Raw genomic sequence first — 16,568 nt, forward strand, 5'->3', positions numbered from 1 at the left:
GCTTTTCCGGGACGCGGGGGCGGGGGCCATGCGGACCGTGGGGGTCCGCCGGGCCCGTCTTCCTGGCGAGCCGGAGGGGCCCGCGTCGCCCCGTCGAGTCAGCACCCAGTACTCGACGGGGCGACGGCTGCCAGCTCGGTATCAGCTCAGCGACTTCTCGATGGCCTCGAAGATGTCCGCGTCCGTCTCCTGCTGCCAGGACGGCAGGTCGGGCCAGTCGGCCACATAGCCCGGCTTCGGGTCGTCGAAGTGCTTGAACATCTGGGCGGTCCAGCAGATGGCGACGAAGCGGCTCTTCTGCTCACGGGACAGCCGCGCCGTGCACCCGCCGCTGATCCCGACGAACTGGCGGACCTGCTCGTACACGGCTCCGGCCGCCTCACGTTCCCACTGGGGTGTGTCGTCCCACGGGGTCACATAACCGGCCTTCGGCTCGCCGGGGAAGTGCCGACGCACCCCCGCGATCCAGGCTTCCCGGAACAGTCGCGCGCCTTCAGTCTGTGACATGCCAGCCCCTCTCGTCACGGCGTCTTCAGCGTGGCGATCTCCGCCCCCAGCCCCGCTATCCTGCGATTCCGGCTCAAGGGGCCCAACTCGTCACACAGGGTTCGGAGTCTATGGGCGACATACCCCGACGAGGACGAGCGGGCCAGGTCCAGCGCTTCACGGGCGTACACCATCACTTGGTCCGGGTCGCGGCGCCTGGCCCCGATCACGGCCAGGTCGACCAGCACCGCGGCCCTTCGGCGGTACGAGTGTCCGGAAGCGGGCACGGTCTGGTCCAACGCCCGTTCAAGGGTCTCTTCCGCCAGATCAAGACGGCCGAGCCGCACGTATCGCGCACCGCGCTCCTCGGCCAGCCGTGTGCCGTCGAACCGGAGCCACCCGCCATTCGTGCAGGGTGCCCGGTCGTTTACGGCCGGGGTGAATGCCCGCTCCCGCGCAGCGGGGCAGGGGAAGCCGAATCGCCGCCAGGGCGATTCGGTGTCTCGCCGGACTCAACAGCGTGTCGCACGACGGAGACCAGCCAGGAATTCAGGGAGCGGTCGTCGGCAGCGGCAGCGGCCACGGCCTGTTCGTGCAGATCGTCGGGGAGTCTCAGGTTCACATGCTTCATGGTCCCATTCTTGAGCTAGAATGGGACCATGGCAAGGTTTCGCATGTACCCCACAGGCGAGCAGGAGCAGCAGATGCTGCTGCACTGCGCGCACGCGAGGTACGTGTGGAACCTCGCCGTTGAACAGCATTCGCACTGGTGCAGGTGGCGCAAGTCAGCGCCCGGCTTCGCCGAGCAGTGCCGCCAGCTCACCGAAGCCCGCCGCGAGAACGAATGGCTCGGCGCTGGAAACGCCGACGTGCAGCAGCAGGCACTGAAGGACTTCGCCAAGGCCAAGAACGCCCGCTTCACCTCCGGATTCGGTGAGCCGACCTGGCGCAAGAAGTTCCGGCATGAGGGCTTCCGTGTCATCGGGACCGACCGGGTTCCGGAGTTCAACGAGGACGGCACGGCGAAGCTGAACGCGAAGACCGGCAAGCAGGTCGTGGGCCGTTCGGTCATCGTGCAGAAGCTCAACCGCCGGTGGGCTCAGGTCAGGGTTCCCGGCTGCGGCTGGGTGCGCTTCCGCCTCACCCGTAGTGTGCTTCCTCGGGCCAAGACGTTCCGGATCACCTTCCGCAACGGTCAGTGGCACATCGCGTTCGCGGTGATCCCCGAGCCGGTCGACGCGCCCGGCACGGGTGAGGTGATCGGCATCGACCGGGGCGTGACTATCACCGCCGCCCTATCGGACGGCCGGAAGCTGAACTGCCCGCAGCTCACCGTCAAGGAGCGGGCGCAGATCCGTAAGCACCAGCGCAGGGCGGCCCGCGCTCCCAAGGGCAGCGAGAAGAAGGCGGCCGAGTACGCGAAGGTCGCACGCCTGAAGGCCCGCGAAGCCGACCGGCGCAAGGACTGGTGCGAGAAGACGAGCACGATGCTCGCCCGCACCTATGACCTCGTCCGGTTCGAGAAGCTGAACATCAAGAATATGACGGCGTCGGTGAAGCCGAAGCCCGACCCCGAGCAGCCCGGACAGTTCCTGAAGAACGGACGGGCGGCCAAGGCCGGGTTGAACCGGGGCATCCTCGCTCAAGGGTGGGGACGGCTCCGGCAGCGCACCGAGCACAAAGCCCCCGGCAGGGTCGAAGACGTACCCGCCCCGTATACGAGTCTGCGGTGCAGTGCCTGCGGATGGATCGAGAAGAACTCGCGCAAGAGCCAAGCCGAGTTCGTCTGCGTATCCTGCGGCTTCACCTGCAACGCGGACACCAACGCAGCAACCAACGTCGCGGCAGGACAGGGCGGGATTCCCCGCCCCCGGCGATCAGCCGGTGCCGGAGGGACGACACCGCCCAATCAGCGGTCGAGCGTCCGTGAACCTCAACCCACCTGGGTTGGAATCCCCCTCTTTTAAGAGGGGGAGGATGTCAAACATCTCGCCAGACGCGTCACGCATCCGCCACTGGCTCGAAGGTGATACGCCGCGCGATCCGGTGCCGGAGATCCTGGCGGGCGTGTTCTCTGACCATTTCGGGTTTCGGGTCACAACGTACGATCTCGGGCTCGGCGACAGTGGGTCGGCCGATGTCGCACTCGTGTACAACTCCTCGTACACAACTACGGTGGAAGTCGTCGCAGACCTGGGGAGAGCTGACGTGGACCGACGAAAGTTCCTTGCAGGCGCACCGTTTGCGGCCGTCGCGGGGATCGGGCCCTCGCGCGACTGGCTGTTGAACACACTCGATCAGGAACCCCGACCCGGCCCGCGGGTACGCATTGAGGACGTGACCGCGGTGAAGAACATGTTCACGACCTTCCAGCGCATGGACATCTTCCAAGGCGGGGGTTCGGGGCGGCTGGTGCTGGCCGAGTACATGAACCAGCACGTGTACCCGCTGCTGCGCCGTGCCCACGGCGACGACGTACGGCACGCGCTCTGCGAGGCGGCGGCGGAACAGACGTACCTGCTCGGGTGGATGGCCTACGACAACGGCGAACACAGCTTCGCTCAGCGCTATTTGATCCAGTCCTTGCGCCTCGCGGAAGAATCCCGAAACCCGGCACTCGGCGCGCACGTACTCGCGGGGATGGCCGACCAAGCGTCACTGCTCGGCAATCCGGCCGAGGGCCGCCGACTGGCACAGGCCGGCCGTCAAGGGCTGTCGAAGGCCACCTCGCCCGCGTGCCTGGCCGACCTGTGGTGCCTTGAGGCGAGGGCGCTCGCGTTGCTCGGTGAGAAGTCGGCGGCAGCGCACGCCGTCGTCCAGTCGGAACGGGCGTACGAAAATGTCGACCTCGCCGACGAACCGGATTGGGCGGCGTTCATCGACCCCGCGTACCTGCACGGAGAGCACGCGAACACCTTCCGCGACCTGGGCGAACCCGAGGCGGCCGAGGAACACGCCCGCCGGTCCATCAGCCACGCGGCCATGCAGAAGCGGGCCCGGCGAGGCGCGATGTCGCAGGCCGCGCTTGCCGTGTCCCACCTGCAACGGCGTGACCTTGAGGCCGCGTACTCGGCGGGTCTCCGCACCCTCAAACTGACGGGGCAGGTGAAGTCGTCGCGGGCCGTCGAGGCGGTGCAGGACCTGCAGAAGCGCATGCAGCCGTTCGGGCGGCATCGCCTCGTCGCGGACTTCAGCGAACGGGCCCGCGAGTTGGTCGCCGCCGCGTAGAAACCGGAACGCACCGAGCGCTCCCTGACCCGGCTACGCGATCCCCTTCGCTGCCGGGGACGGACGACAGCAGGGACGGACGTGTGAACCCGGACTGAGAACAACAGCAGGACCGTACGACCGGCAGGACCAGGGGAGAGGGCGGACGGCCGATGAGCAGCCTCGACCTGTACTGGGCGCCGTCGGAAGGCGGAGGCGCCCGGTACGAACCCGGCATCAGCCCGACAACCCCGTCGCCTTGGCGTCCTGAGCCCCCCAACACGCTTTCCAAGTCTGTTGGTGGCCTCAAGGGCTTCGGACGGGGCCGTTCACCTGGGTTCATGCGCGGCTGGCCGACGATGCTGGCACGGCTCAGTGTCTCGTCTGAACGACCGTGAACAGGGCTGAATGAGACGGAAACGGAGACGGACAGGAGCCGCGAGCCGCCGGGCCCTCCTGGGCACAGAGGGTTTCTGTCCGGTTGTCAGCGGCTGTACCGCCTGGGATGGTCTGTGACCCCAAGGTCCGACTTGAAGAGATCGATCAGTCGGCGACGTTGCTGATCGACATCGTCAACCTCTGCATCCGTGACGCCGCTGCCTGCGGCAATACGGGAGTGCACAGCCAGGACTCTTTCTGTGAGGTCTCCGGCCGGTTTATGGATCTCGTTGCCGGAGAGGATTGTGATTTCTGCTGTCGCGGCACGAAGACTTGCGTCCTCAGACCGCTTTCTCTCGCCCGACCTCGCTTGGCTATAGCTTGCGCTGATCGACCTCAGGTACTCGGTGTAGATCCTGCGTTTCGCGTCGTTGAGGACGTCTTCACGTTGCCACTTGTGGCTGTGCAAGGCCTGTACCTGCTGGAGGGCACCGCCGATCAACACTCCCAGCAAGGTCCCGATGACGCCTACGATGACGGAGCCCATCCTCAGCCTCCTGATGCGCTGTGGGCCGGCCGCAGGGGTGTCCAGCCCTTCCTCAGGGTGTCCCCGCCAGGAGCCGACCATAGCCAGCCACGACGGTCAGAAGCCCATGATGACAGCGCAAAAGCTCTCAGCTTGGGAAGCTTGGGTGCTTTAGAGGTGGGGCTCGTCCTGGCCTGCGACTGAGCGGCTTCGGCGCCTGGTTGGCCGTCACCCGATTCCCCGGCGTTCCCCGTGGTTCCCCGCTGCATCTGGCACGCCTCTGGCACGGACCTCTTCGTCCCGAACTCTCGGCTGGTGGTTATTGAGGTCCGGTGAGCTGGTCAGCCTGCCGTTGAGGGTCGTTGGATGTCGGCTGCGGTCGCTGTGGTTGCGGTACTTCCCTGCTGTACAGCTGGGCGCTGAGAGGTTCCACCACCGTGATCAACAACTTGTGATCGCTCGTATTACTCGTTCAGGTGCGCACCTTGTGCGCGTTTCCGCCATTGCATCCAGGATTGGACTCGCGATGCGTTCCCTCATGAAGGTGAAAGACCATGCCGACGTATGTCACGTTGCTGAACTGGACCGATCAGGGGATCCGAAACTACAAGGACACCGCGAAGCGGGCCGAGGCCTTCGGTTCAGCGGTACAGAAGCTCGGGGCGAAGCTCCTGAACCTCTACTGGACCGTCGGTCCGTACGACCTCGTGGCCGTTGTTGAGGCGCCCGACGACGAAACCGCCACCGCCGCGCTCCTGCAGCTCGGCGGGGTGGGTAACGTCCGTACCACGACCCTGCGGGCCTTTGGCCGAGAGGAGATGGATCGCATCATCGCCAAGGCCGCCGGCTGAGGACGTGGGAGACGTATATGCCAAAGGCCCTGGCCTTGATAGGTCCAGGGCCTTCCGTGGTGCCCCCGGCAGGATTCGAACCTGCGACACCCGCTTTAGGAGTTCGGTCCAAGCCCGGCCCGGCGGCGTCAGCGCGTGGTGGGGGCGGACGCGCCAGCCCGTGCATGGGTGCCCGCGTCCGGCGCTGTTGATGTCACCCGTGGATGTCAGCTGGAGCCAGCGCTTCTTGCGCATCTTGCGCTTCTTCCGAGACGTGGCGATCACGTAGTCGGTGCGCGGCCAGGACCACTCGGATCAGCCTTTCTCCCGGCTGAATTCGTTCGTGCACCCCCCGGCAGTCACGTCCCGAGTGAAACAGGCGATGAAGGAATCCGGGGAGCCGTAGAAGGCCAATTTCATCTCCTCGCAGTCCACGCCGTCGAAGGTGACCGTGCCATACGTTCCGGAGGGAGACCAGGTTCCATGTTGCCGTTCGGCGAACCCGGAGCACCCCCAGCCGACGACGTCCGCCTTGTCCAAGCCCTTGGCCGTGAACGTGCCGTCGTCCTTGAACTCAACTGTCGCCCCGGTCCAGTCCGACCACACGCCCGTCAGTTGATCAACGGTGTTGACCTCGACTGGGTAGTCGGAACAGGAGGCCAACAAAAATGTCACCGCACATCCCAACGCAGCGCCCATGAATGCACGTCGTATCCGCTGATGCTGGTTGGCAGCCATACGGCCCTGCCCCTTGTGTCTCGCACATGCTCGGTAGCGACGCCTCAAGGAAGCGGCGAACATCATCTTGAACGTGTTCAAGTCCTGGTGTCAATGGGGCTGGGGCGCGCTTCGCGATTACGGTCCGTGCGCCTGGCAGCGAAGGTCGGCATGGAGAGACTTTGGGCGGGAGCTGCCATGGTCCGAGTGTCCGGTCCCGGGAGATGGTTGACAGTTCGTCTCAGCTGATGGTTGACAGTGGCCGTGATCGGCTTTTCTGTGCGCGTCGTTGCGGCGTGTGGCAGGAGGCCGGGATTGGCGCTGGTGGAAGTAAGGGACGTCCGGCTGGGGCTGGGCGGTCGCTCCCTTCTCCGGTCGTGGCGTGCACCGGCCTCGACGTCCCTCAGGTAGCCCCTTCATGTTCCGCGTCCCCCATCGGTGTGAGTACCTGGACATTCGTCTGCTGGTAGATGACCGAGCTGCGGAAGGTCACCACCTCACGGCGGGCGCTGACGCGGTCCATGAGGAAGGCGTGGAGGCGTTCGATGTCGGAGACGGCCACGTGGATGATGAAGTCGTCGTCGCCGGAGACCACGAACACGGAGATCACCTCGGGCAGCCCGGCGAGATACGCCTCGAAGCCTGAGATCACGTCCCGGCTCAGCGGGCGGAGGCGGGCGAAGACCAGGGCCTGGAGGGCGCGGCCGAGCAGTCGGGGTTGTACAACCGCGTGGTAGCCGGTGATCACGCCGCGTGCCCGTAGCGCTCGTACCCGTTCCAGGCAGGTGGAGGGCGCGATCCCGACCAGCCGTGCCAACTCCCGGTTGGTCAGCCGTGCGTCGCGTTGCAGATGACCGAGGATCGCCGAATCAATGCCGTCCATGACCGCCATTTTGGGGCACTCACCGAATTGGGTTCGGTCCGATCTCCAACTCGCCGGATTTCGCACTAGGTTCGCCTCGCCCACCGCCACAAGGGGCGCTGCCGCGCAAGCCCGCGTCCGCCGGATCCGAAGGGAGCATCGCCGTATGACCACTGTCGCCGAGCACTACGACCGGTTTCTCGCGGAGCACTACACCTGGATGCTCGGGGGTGATCCGGCCGCGCTGGTCGCGGGGCAGCGGGCGGGGCTCGCGGAGTGGGGTGTGGTGCCGGGGGAGGGGTGGCAAGGCGGGGCGGGCGGGAGCCTGGCCGTGGATCTGGGGTGCGGGCCGGGGTACGGCAGCCTGGCCCTGGCCGAGTTGGGCTTCGACTCCGTGCTCGCCGTCGATCTGAGCCGGCCGCTGTTGGACGAGCTGGCCGCGTACGCCGTCGACATACCGGCCGTACGACCGGTGCGGGCCGACGTCCGCACCGCCTTGCGTGAGCTGGTCCGACCCGGCTCGGCCGCGGCGGTCGTATGCCTCGGCGACACGCTCACCCACCTGTCGACCAGGGGAGACGTGGCCGCCCTGTTCGGCGCCGTGGCCACCGCGCTCTCGCTCGACGGCACGGCCCTCTTCGCCTACCGCGATCTGACGGTCCCCCTCACCGGCACCGACCGCTTCCTCCCGGTCCGGGCCACCGAGGACCGCATCATGACCTGCTTCCTGGAGTACCCGGACGACTACGACGACTACACGGTCGTCGTTCATGACCTGATCCACACCCGCGAGGGCGGCGGCGACCACGACAACTGGGTCATGACTGCCCACAGTTATCGCAAGCTGCGGCTCTCCCACACCTGGGTACTGGGGCAACTCCGCGCCGCCGGGCTGCATGTCGTACGGGAGGACGTGGGCCCCGGGGGCATGCGGACCGTGGCGGTCAGGAGGACAGCGTGACCGCTCTGCGCCTCGCGGGGCCCGCCGACGCCGTGGGCGTGGCGCGGCTGCATGCCGACAGCTGGCGCCGCCACTACCGGGGTGCGTACGCCGACGCCTTCCTGGACGGCGATGTGGTGGCGGACCGCGAGGCGGTGTGGGCGGCGCGGTTCGCCGAGCCGGACGCGGGTGTCACGATCCTCGCCGAGGACGTCGCCGGTGAGCTGCTCGGCTTCGTCCATGTCGTCCTCGACGAGGATGCCGCTTGGGGCAGTCTGGTCGACAACCTCCATGTCAGCCACCACCGTCGACGCACCGGAGTCGGCGGCCGGCTCCTGACCCGGGCCGCCGAGGAGGTCGCCGGGCGGGCGGTCGACGGCACGTCCCTGTACCTCTGGGTCCTCGAACAGAACACGGCCGCCCGGAAGTTCTACGAGTCGTACGGCGGTCGATGCGTCGAGAAGACGATGGTGTCCCCGCCCGGCGGCCATCCCGAACGCCTCAACGGCACTCCCGCCAAACTCCGCGTCGCCTGGCACACGGCGAGCTCCGTATCGCACGCCCCGAAGTGACGGCAACCTTCGGGGCCCCCGGCGGCAACCAGTGGGTGCAGTAACCGAAACGAGCGTAAGAAAAACAGCACAGCACGTGAAATCCCGCCCCCCACCCCCCCACAGGGAGTTCACCATGCGCACCCGCATCAGGGGTCACCTCGTACGGCCCCTCGCTCGTCCCCTCGCGCGACCCTTCGCACGCCCCCTCGTACGACTACTGGCCGTCTTCTCGGCGGTCGCCGCACTGCTCCTCGCCCCCGGTCTGACGACCCCGTCCTCGGCGCAGCCGGCGATCGACGCGGCCAGGACTGAGGCGGCCGTGGAACAGGCGGTCGAGAAGGCCGCCGAAGGAATGACTCCGGTGGCCACGGACCCGGCGGCGTCGAAGGCGACCGCGGCCGACGTCTGGAACCCGCCCTCCAACCTCGTCCAACCGCTCAACGAGGTCTGGAACCATGTCTCGTCCACGTACCCCGACCTGTACGGCTTCCGGAACTACGGCTGGGACCAGATCATGGCCAACCGCGGAAGCGTCAACTACTGCGTCCGCTGGGAGTCGGACACCCCGGTCAGCGCCGCGCTCCGCGACCAGATCCACGCCGCGCTGAAGAAGCAGTTCGGCAAGTGGATGGCGGCCATGCTCGACAACGGCCAGGGCCACAACGCCTGGCCGTACACCAACGTCCCCGTCAACATCGTCGGCTGGGCGGTGAAGAACCGCTCCACCCTCCAGTGGACCGACAACTCCGTCGACATCTACACGGGCATCCTCGACGGCGCCGGCGCCCCGCAGTGCTCCCCGGACTGCGGCCGCTTCTTCCACCAGGACGGCAACTACTCCCGCTGTCCCGGTGGCGCCGCCCGCCACTACGACCAGTCCCTCTGGCTCACCGAGGGCTTCCAGGGCGGCGCCGGCGGCGACTGGGGCCAGCGCATGGGCCGCGCGTACTTCACCGGTGCCCTCGGCCAGGAGAACATCCACATCTACCTCCACGAGGTCGGCCACACCTTCGGTCTCGACGACTTCTACGACTGGACCCCGACCGGCCAGTGCTGCTTCCTCATGAAGGCCGGCAGCGCCGCCCAGATCACCGAGTTCGACAAGTGGATGTTCCGGGACTTCTGGCGCCACTTGAAGTACCGCTACGGGCTCTGACCTCCGGTCACTGATCACCGTCCACCGTCCACCGTCCACCGTCCGACAGGGCCGCGGTCGAGCACGCTCGACGAGGCCGACCGCGGCCCCCTGAGTTCGGGGATATCCCGTTGTGGGGCCGGGCGCGTGATCGTAGGGTCCGGCCCATGTCCCTACGTGTCCGTATGCGTCAGGCCCTGCCGGAAGCGATGCGCGCCCGCGACCAGGCCGCGGTGAGCGCCCTGCGCGCGACGCTCGCCGCGCTCGACAACGCCGAGGCGGTGCCCGTCGGCGAAGCCGAGCTGCGTGGCGTGGCCCTCGAACAGTCGCCGGCCGGCGCCGGTGCCACCGAGGCGGCGCGGCGGGAGCTGAGCGAGCGCGGCGTGGTGGACATCGTGCGGGCGGAGGCCGCCGAACGCCTCGACGTGGCCGCCAAGTTGACGGCACCCGCACACGCCGACCGCGTCGCGCGGCTCCGCGCGGAGGCCGCGGTGCTGCTCGGGTTCCTCGACGGTGACGGCGCCTACGGTGACGGCACCTCGTAGGACGCCTCGGCGGAGACCTGAGACCTGAGACCTGAGACATGTCACATGCCACTTGGCGCATGACACCTGACACATGGCGCATGACATCTGTCATGGCCGCGCCGTGAACATGATCGTCCAAGGGAACGATGTAAGGCGCAGCGATTCCTCGTGACAATCGCCTGACCGGACACGAGGAAGGGACGAACAAGTCGTGCGTATCAAGAGCCTTGTCGGGGTAGCACTCGGCACCTCACTTCTGCTGGTCGCCGCCGCGCCCACGGCGTCCGCCGCGCCCAGGGCCAAGGCTCCGGCCCCCACCTCCTTAGACCGGGCCGGCCTGCGCACCACCCTGGACGCCGTGCACTCGGCGGGCATGTACGGCACGTACTCCGCCGTGCGCGACGGCCGCGACCGCTGGGCCGGTGCCTCGGGGCTCGCCGACGTCGACACCGGTCGCGAGGTCACGCCGAACATGCGTCAACGGGTGGGCAGCATCAGCAAGACGTTCACGTCGGTGGCGATCCTCCAGCAGGTGGAGCGCGGTCGCATCAGCCTCGACGCCCCGGTCACCGACTACCTCCCGGACCTCTTCGACGGGACCGCGCCCGGAGCCGACCGGGCCCGCGGTGACGCCATCACCGTACGGATGCTGCTCAACCACACCAGCCACATCGGCGACTACATCCTCGGCGCCTTCCCCTCCCTGGCCCAGAACTCCACCTCCAGCCTCGACGAGCACCGCTTCCGCTCGATCGGCCCCGAGGAACTCGTACGCCTCGGCCTCGCGGCCCCCGCCACCGGCCGCCCCGGCGCACAACCCGGCTCGTACTCGAACACCAACTACGTGATCGCCGGCCTCCTCCTCGAAAAGGTCACCGGTCAGAAGGCGTCGACGTACATCACCCGCAACGTCATCGACCGCGCCGGCCTGCGTCACACCACGTACGCGAGGACCCCGTACATCAAGGGCCCGCACCCCAGGATGTACGAGTCCTTCTACGGCCTGATCGACCCGCCCCGCGACTACAGCGTCTACGACATGTCCTGGGCCTACACCGCAGGCGCGATCGTCTCCACGACGGACGACCTGAACCGCTTCTACCGCGGACTGCTGGCCGGTGAGCTGATCGGCGAGGCGTCCCTGACCGAGATGCAGCGCACGGTTCCGGTCGCGGTCGCCGCGGGCGGAGGCGCGACGATCGACTACGGCCTCGGCATCTACACCCTCGAACTCCCCGACTGCGGACGTTTCTGGGGCCACGACGGAGCCGTCTTCGGCGCCGGCACGATCAGCCTCACCCGCGCCGACGGCGACCGCCAGATCTCCATCGGCTGGAACCTCATGAAGTACCAGCGCCTGAACGAGGACGGCACGGCCCTGGAGCCGAGCCCGATCGACGATGCCCTGAACACGCACATCGTCGAGGCGCTGTGTCCGACACCGGAGGCGTCGCCGGAGACGCCGAAGTCACCGGAGTCGCTACGGACCGCCGAGGCGACGGCAGACACGGCCGCAGCGGCGGAGGCCCGGCGGGTCCTCCCCGACGGCCTGCTCGGAGTGGACCTGTCCACCGGGAGCCGTGCGATTACCCCGAACTGACGAACCCTCGGTGGGTAGAACGCTCCTGTAACCGCTGGAGCCGACCGCCGACGCATCACAGGGAGCGTGCCGTCTTGTCCACCTTCGTTGTCTTCGACCTCGAATTCACGACCTGGCCGGGGGCGTACGAGCAGAACTGGTCCGCCCCCGGCCAGCTCCGCGAGATCGTGCAGATCGGGGCGTTGCGCCTGGCCGAGGACTGCTCGGTGATCGAGGGGTACGAGACGCTGGTCCACCCGGTGGTCAATCCGCGCCTCAGCCCCTTCTTCACGACCCTCACCGGTATCGACCAGCAGACCCTGGACCGCGACGGCGTCCCCCCGGCCCAGGCCCTGGGCGACTTCCTGGGCTTCTGCCAGGAAGACCCCGTCCTCTCCTACGGCAACGACATGCTCGTCCTGGGCGAGAACATCGGCTGGGCGCGGTCCCGAGGCGAGGAAGTCAAGAACAACCCGTTGGCCCCCACCTTCCTGAACATCCGCCCCTGGCTGAACACCGTTGCTCCGACCACGGTCTCCATCAACTCGGGCCGCCTGTGGCAGGCCTTGGACCTGCCCCGGCCCACAGGCGGATCCGGCGGCGAACACTCGGCCCTCTTCGACTGCCACTCGATCGCGGCGGTGTTGAGGCATCTGGCCGGGGCGGGGGTCACGTTGCCGAAGGGACTGCTTTGACGTCCTCTCCTGCCCGAGAGCAGGAGATTCCGGTCCGTACCGCTACGCGGTACCCCCTTGGGTTCCTGTTTCACTGGCCACTGCCGACCGGTGAGGGTCGGTCTTACACGGCCTCCGCAGGCCTGACTTCCCGCCCGTCCGGCGGTAGGTCCGACAACTCCGTTGTCGGACAAGGCGATTCTATCCGTGCCGCTGCGGCCCTTCAGGCCGCTGTGGGCAGGATGCCCTACGCCTCCCCCCTGAAGGGTGGAGCACTGGGCAAGTGTTCGGTAGCCCGGACGGGCCGGCAGCGGCGCAGAGGCCCCGGACACGTCCGGGGCCTCTCCTTTATGCCGGACATGTCAGATGCCGTTCATGTCAGATGGCGGCGAACTGGCCGGGCTGGTAGTCGCCCGCCGGCTGCTGGAGGATGACGTTGAGGCGGTTGAAGGCGTTGATGACGGCGATCAGGGAGACCAGGGCGACGAGTTGGTCCTCGTCGTAGTGCTTGGCGGCGTTCTCCCAGGCCTCGTCCGTGACGCCGGTGGAGGCGTCGGCGATGCGGGTGCCCTGCTCGGTCAGCTCCAGGGCGGCGCGCTCGGCCTCGGTGAAGACCGTGGCCTCACGCCATGCCGCGACCATGTGGAGCCGCGTCGGGCTCTCACCGGCTGCGGCGGCCTCCTTGGTGTGCATGTCGAGGCAGAAACCGCAGCCGTTGATCTGGCTCGCGCGGATCTTCACCAACTCCTGCGTCGCGAGGGGCAGCGCCGAGTCCGTGATGACCTTGCCGGCAGAGCTGAAGTGCTTGATGAGCTTGCCGGCGGTCGCGTTGGCGAAGAGGTTCAGACGGGCTTCCGTGGTCATGGTGTGTTCCTCTGCCGTTGTGGTCGATGGCTACACACCTACGACGGAACGGCTCGGAGCGATGTGACAGCGCCGCATGTGACCTGCGTCTCGTTCAGCCGTCGTCACCGCTCTGCCCGGAACTGCCGGACCTGCCGGAACTGCGGCTGGCGATGCGGGTCAGTTCGCCGACGGTCAGGGTGACGGTGGAGACGGCGCGTACCCAGCGGGGGGCGTTGCCCCGGGCGGCCAGGAAGACGCAGACGCAGCCGCCGATGACCAGGACGAGGATGCCGACGAGGACGAGTATGGGTGTGATCACGCTCGTCATCTTCCCCTCTGCGGGGGGTGACGCGGGAGCCGAACGGGCCCGGCGGTCGGACGTGGGGGAGTCCGGCCGCCGGGCCCGGGGTGGGCCGGGGGTGAGCCGGGGCGGGCCGGGGTGCGCTGTCCCCGGCGGTGGGTCAGGCCCGATGCGTACGGCCTGGTGGGTCAGGCCCGGTGGGTCCGGCCCTGGCTCCGGCCGCGGAGGAGGCTGACGCCCGCGCCGAGGGAGACGACGCCCATGCCGACGCCGGTCGCCATGCCCTGGCTGCCGTCGACGACGAACGGGGCGACCGCGGCGACGGCGAGGTTGAACAGGAACAGGAACCACAGGACCGGCTTCGAACCGAGCAGCGCCTTCATGGGGTTTCCTTTCGGGGAGGATCGGGGAGCCATGGACCTCCCCGGCGGGGGAGCCGCTGACTGATGCGGTCCTGCGTGCCTCGTGTGGCCGCTTGACCTGCGAGGTCGGCGTGACCTCGTGACATCGACGATCCCGTTCGGCGGGCGCCGCCACGAGGGAGTGCTCTCCCGGAACGGGGGTGTAGCCAGGTACACCCCGCCGCTCTCGGCGCGGCCTGCTACTACCCCGGAAGGGCGTACTCCCCAGACGCCCACTCCCCGTTCAGCGGGGCGCGAGCGTCGCGAAGGCCTCGTCCAGGAGGGCTACGAGGTCGAGGTGGCCGTCCGAGGCGCTCCAGTGGTCGACGGCGATGCTGAGGCAGTCGATGGCGGCGGCGGCCAGGACGGACTCGGCGAGCGTCGGCTCCCCCGACGTGCCGTGGCGTTCGGCGAGGGCCCTGGCCAGGGTGGGCCGCCAGCGGCTCTGCTTCTCCAGCTGGCGTGCGCACAGCGCCGGGGTCTCCTGGACCAGGCGGGTGGTGGCGAGGGAACCGGCCGGGTCCTGGTGGTAGCGCTCGATGACCGTGTCGAGCGCGCGCCGCAGCGCGGTCCAGTCGTCCTCGTCGGCGGGGCGGGTGAGCAGGGCGTCGGCGACCAGGTTGCCGTGGGCGTCGAAGGCGCCGATGACGGCGTCCTCCTTGGTGCCGAAGTAGCGCAGGAAGGTGCTCCGGGACACCCCGGCGGCTGCCGCCAGGTCGTCCAGGGTGACCTTGTCGAAGCCCTCACGGCGGAACAACTCGAAGGCCACCTGAGCCAGTTGGGCCCGTACGGCGGCCCGTGCGATGTCCCTGGTGTTCGTCCGAGCCGCGCTCGTCGCGCTCGTCCGTGCTGCTCCGCTCACGCCGTGATGCTACCTCCCTGCGGCTTGCAGGCGTGGATCTCAGTGGCTAGCGTGACACTTGGTTTCACATACGGCACTCCCTCTCATGGAGACCCCCATACCATGGCCAAGCCACAGACCCTCGGACTCATCGGCAGCGGCATGATCGGCGGCGCTGTGGCGCGGCTCGCCGTCGCCGCCGGGCTGGACGTCGTACTGAGCAACTCGCGCGGCCCGGAGACCCTCGCCGAGCTGGTCGAGGAACTCGGCGACCGCGCCCGCGCCGCCACCCCCGCCGAGGCCGCCCGGACCGGTGACCTGGTCGTGGCGACGATCCCGCTGCACGCGTACGAGCGGTTGTCCGCCGCCGATCTGGCCGGCAAGACGGTGATCGACACCATGAACTACTACCCCGACCGCGACGGCCGCCTCGCCGAGCTGGACGCGGGCGACCTCACCTCCAGCGCCTTGGTGCAACGGCACCTGGCCGAGTCGTACGTGGTCAAGGCGTTCAACAACATCGACTTCCGGCGGCTGTTCACCAGCGCCCGGCCCGCAGGTGCCGCCGATCGCAGTGCCCTGCCGATCGCGGGCGACCACGCGGCGGCCAAGGCGGAGGTGACCCGGCTCCTCGACGTCCTCGGCTACGACGCCGTCGACCTCGGCACGCTCGCCGACAGCTGGCGCAGCGAGCCCGGTACGCCGGTGTACGTCCAGCCGTATCTGGCGGAACGGCCCGCCGGGCTCAGCCAGGAGGAGGCCGGACGCTGGTTCTTCGAGACGCCCGGGGTGCCGTTGCCCGTCGCCCGGGTGAAGGAGCTGATCGACGCGGCCGTCCGACTCCCGGCGGGCAGCGCGCGCATGGGCCTCGCCGACGACTGAGCCGAAGGCTCCCCACCCGCCGGCCGACCCGCCGCCACCCCCACCCCCTCTCTCACCCTCACCCGCGCAAGGAAACGAGCCCATGACCTCGACCTCGAACCCGGCCCTCACTCCCCTCCCCGTGCAGGCGTCCTCGACGGACATCCCCACCCCGGACGGAACCGTCGACGCCCATCTCGTCCGGCCCGCCGACGGCGTCCCGCGTCCCGCCGTGCTGATGTACATGGACGCCTTCGGGGTACGGCCGCATCTGAAGGGGATGGCGGAGCGGCTGGCGTCGGCCGGTTATGTCGTACTGCTGCCGAACGTGATGTACCGCAGCGGTCGTGCGCCGCTGGTGGAGCTGCCCGAGTTCATCAACCCGGCGGAGCGGCCGGAGATATTCGAGCGGATCCGTCCGATCATGCGGGAGCTGACGCCGGAGGCGGCGATGCGGGACGCCGGCGCCTATCTGGACTGGCTGGAGGCCTCGCCGCTGACGAACGGCGGCCCGGTGGGGATCACCGGTTACTGCATGGGCGCGGGGCTGGCGCTGCGGACGGCCGGGACGTATCCGGAGCGGGTGGCCGCCGCGGCCGGGTTCCACGGGGCGTACCTCGCGACCGAGGCGCCGGACAGCCCCCATCTGCTCGCCGACCGCATCACCGCCGAGCTGTACTTCGGCCACGCCGACAACGACGCCACCAACCCCGCCGAGCAGATCGACCGCCTCGACAAGGCCCTCACCGCGGCCGGCGTCCGCCACCGGGGCGAGGTGTACCCCGGCGCCCACCACGGTTTCACCCAGGCCGACACCGCGATGTACGACGTCGGGGCGACGGAACGCCATTGGACGGCTCTGCTGGAGCTGCTGGGCCGCAACCTGTGAGCGACCCCCGGTGG

General features: G+C 68.5%; 21 protein-coding genes. 11 read left to right on the forward strand and 10 right to left on the reverse strand.

What is annotated here, in order from left to right; translation table 11 throughout:
- Nucleotides 1-141 precede the first annotated feature (141 nt).
- From STRIP9103_RS01370 to STRIP9103_RS45750, 3 genes are all read right to left on the reverse strand, one after another.
- A complete protein-coding gene (locus tag STRIP9103_RS01370; RefSeq protein WP_009294486.1) occupies nucleotides 142-507 on the reverse strand; it encodes a hypothetical protein in 366 nt (121 codons plus the stop codon).
- 14 nt (nucleotides 508-521) lie between these two features.
- Complete coding sequence (locus tag STRIP9103_RS01375; protein ID WP_181800542.1) at nucleotides 522-773, reverse strand: tetratricopeptide repeat protein; 252 nt, start codon at nucleotides 771-773, stop codon at nucleotides 522-524.
- A gap of 140 nt (nucleotides 774-913) precedes the next feature.
- A complete protein-coding gene (locus STRIP9103_RS45750; RefSeq protein ID WP_100243811.1) occupies nucleotides 914-1,117 on the reverse strand; it encodes a toxin-antitoxin system HicB family antitoxin in 204 nt (67 codons plus the stop codon).
- A gap of 28 nt (nucleotides 1,118-1,145) precedes the next feature.
- On the opposite strand from STRIP9103_RS45750, the gene STRIP9103_RS01380 reads away from it, so the two are divergent.
- Both STRIP9103_RS01380 and STRIP9103_RS01385 read left to right on the forward strand, forming a co-directional pair.
- Nucleotides 1,146-2,453, forward strand: a complete 1,308-nt coding sequence (locus STRIP9103_RS01380) for an RNA-guided endonuclease InsQ/TnpB family protein (RefSeq protein WP_009294540.1) — start codon at nucleotides 1,146-1,148, stop codon at nucleotides 2,451-2,453.
- Nucleotides 2,454-2,463: 10 nt separating this feature from the next.
- Entirely contained in the window at nucleotides 2,464-3,714 is a 1,251-nt protein-coding gene (locus STRIP9103_RS01385; RefSeq protein ID WP_234022083.1) for a transcriptional regulator, read from the forward strand.
- A 463-nt stretch (nucleotides 3,715-4,177) separates the two neighbouring features.
- Here STRIP9103_RS01385 and STRIP9103_RS01390 read toward each other — a convergent pair whose 3' ends face one another.
- Entirely contained in the window at nucleotides 4,178-4,618 is a 441-nt protein-coding gene (locus STRIP9103_RS01390; protein ID WP_009294523.1) for a hypothetical protein, read from the reverse strand.
- A 533-nt stretch (nucleotides 4,619-5,151) separates the two neighbouring features.
- Between STRIP9103_RS01390 and STRIP9103_RS01395 the strand changes: the two genes are divergently transcribed.
- The gene (locus tag STRIP9103_RS01395) at nucleotides 5,152-5,448 is read left to right on the forward strand and encodes a GYD domain-containing protein (RefSeq protein ID WP_009294503.1); all 297 of its coding nucleotides are present in this window, start codon (nucleotides 5,152-5,154) and stop codon (nucleotides 5,446-5,448) included.
- 294 nt (nucleotides 5,449-5,742) lie between these two features.
- On the opposite strand, the gene STRIP9103_RS01405 is transcribed toward STRIP9103_RS01395, so the two are convergent.
- Nucleotides 5,743-6,165, reverse strand: coding sequence for a hypothetical protein (locus STRIP9103_RS01405; protein ID WP_141569528.1), 423 nt, complete (start codon nucleotides 6,163-6,165; stop codon nucleotides 5,743-5,745).
- Nucleotides 6,166-6,547: 382 nt separating this feature from the next.
- Nucleotides 6,548-7,027 (reverse strand): Lrp/AsnC family transcriptional regulator, encoded by a 480-nt coding sequence (locus STRIP9103_RS01410; protein ID WP_048819496.1) that lies wholly within the window; start codon nucleotides 7,025-7,027, stop codon nucleotides 6,548-6,550.
- A gap of 145 nt (nucleotides 7,028-7,172) precedes the next feature.
- Between STRIP9103_RS01410 and STRIP9103_RS01415 the strand changes: the two genes are divergently transcribed.
- The 6 genes from STRIP9103_RS01415 to STRIP9103_RS01440 all read left to right on the forward strand — a co-directional run bounded on the left by STRIP9103_RS01415 (nucleotide 7,173) and on the right by STRIP9103_RS01440 (nucleotide 12,436).
- Nucleotides 7,173-7,967 carry a class I SAM-dependent methyltransferase gene (locus tag STRIP9103_RS01415; protein ID WP_009294544.1) on the forward strand — a complete coding sequence of 265 codons (795 nt, stop codon included), beginning with the start codon at nucleotides 7,173-7,175 and terminating at the stop codon, nucleotides 7,965-7,967.
- A complete protein-coding gene (locus STRIP9103_RS01420) occupies nucleotides 7,964-8,518 on the forward strand; it encodes a GNAT family N-acetyltransferase (protein WP_009294438.1) in 555 nt (184 codons plus the stop codon). Before STRIP9103_RS01415 ends, STRIP9103_RS01420 begins: the two co-directional genes overlap by 4 nt.
- A gap of 115 nt (nucleotides 8,519-8,633) precedes the next feature.
- Nucleotides 8,634-9,656: a hypothetical protein gene (locus tag STRIP9103_RS01425; RefSeq protein WP_009294494.1), complete on the forward strand. Its 1,023-nt coding sequence runs from the start codon at nucleotides 8,634-8,636 to the stop codon at nucleotides 9,654-9,656.
- A 188-nt stretch (nucleotides 9,657-9,844) separates the two neighbouring features.
- On the forward strand, nucleotides 9,845-10,180 hold the full coding sequence (locus STRIP9103_RS01430; protein ID WP_009294462.1) for a GatB/YqeY domain-containing protein: 336 nt from the start codon (nucleotides 9,845-9,847) through the stop codon (nucleotides 10,178-10,180).
- Between the two features lie 193 nt (nucleotides 10,181-10,373).
- The gene (locus tag STRIP9103_RS01435; protein ID WP_009294515.1) at nucleotides 10,374-11,762 is read left to right on the forward strand and encodes a serine hydrolase domain-containing protein; all 1,389 of its coding nucleotides are present in this window, start codon (nucleotides 10,374-10,376) and stop codon (nucleotides 11,760-11,762) included.
- A gap of 74 nt (nucleotides 11,763-11,836) precedes the next feature.
- A complete protein-coding gene (locus STRIP9103_RS01440) occupies nucleotides 11,837-12,436 on the forward strand; it encodes a 3'-5' exonuclease (protein ID WP_009294504.1) in 600 nt (199 codons plus the stop codon).
- A gap of 357 nt (nucleotides 12,437-12,793) precedes the next feature.
- Here STRIP9103_RS01440 and STRIP9103_RS01445 read toward each other — a convergent pair whose 3' ends face one another.
- The 4 genes from STRIP9103_RS01445 to STRIP9103_RS01460 all read right to left on the reverse strand — a co-directional run bounded on the left by STRIP9103_RS01445 (nucleotide 12,794) and on the right by STRIP9103_RS01460 (nucleotide 14,825).
- Complete coding sequence (locus STRIP9103_RS01445) at nucleotides 12,794-13,279, reverse strand: carboxymuconolactone decarboxylase family protein (RefSeq protein WP_009294460.1); 486 nt, start codon at nucleotides 13,277-13,279, stop codon at nucleotides 12,794-12,796.
- Between the two features lie 94 nt (nucleotides 13,280-13,373).
- On the reverse strand, nucleotides 13,374-13,580 hold the full coding sequence (locus STRIP9103_RS01450) for a hypothetical protein (RefSeq protein ID WP_009294524.1): 207 nt from the start codon (nucleotides 13,578-13,580) through the stop codon (nucleotides 13,374-13,376).
- Nucleotides 13,581-13,750: 170 nt separating this feature from the next.
- A complete protein-coding gene (locus STRIP9103_RS01455; protein ID WP_009294448.1) occupies nucleotides 13,751-13,945 on the reverse strand; it encodes a hypothetical protein in 195 nt (64 codons plus the stop codon).
- Nucleotides 13,946-14,207: 262 nt separating this feature from the next.
- Nucleotides 14,208-14,825 (reverse strand): TetR family transcriptional regulator, encoded by a 618-nt coding sequence (locus STRIP9103_RS01460; protein ID WP_009294532.1) that lies wholly within the window; start codon nucleotides 14,823-14,825, stop codon nucleotides 14,208-14,210.
- Between the two features lie 102 nt (nucleotides 14,826-14,927).
- Between STRIP9103_RS01460 and STRIP9103_RS01465 the strand changes: the two genes are divergently transcribed.
- The gene (locus tag STRIP9103_RS01465) at nucleotides 14,928-15,686 is read left to right on the forward strand and encodes an NADPH-dependent F420 reductase (RefSeq protein WP_009294496.1); all 759 of its coding nucleotides are present in this window, start codon (nucleotides 14,928-14,930) and stop codon (nucleotides 15,684-15,686) included.
- A gap of 82 nt (nucleotides 15,687-15,768) precedes the next feature.
- On the forward strand, nucleotides 15,769-16,554 hold the full coding sequence (locus STRIP9103_RS01470; RefSeq protein ID WP_009294530.1) for a dienelactone hydrolase family protein: 786 nt from the start codon (nucleotides 15,769-15,771) through the stop codon (nucleotides 16,552-16,554).
- The last annotated feature ends 14 nt before the right edge of the window (nucleotides 16,555-16,568 follow it).

This window comes from Streptomyces ipomoeae 91-03, from assembly GCF_000317595.1.
GTDB classification, from domain to species: Bacteria; Actinomycetota; Actinomycetes; order Streptomycetales; family Streptomycetaceae; genus Streptomyces; species Streptomyces ipomoeae.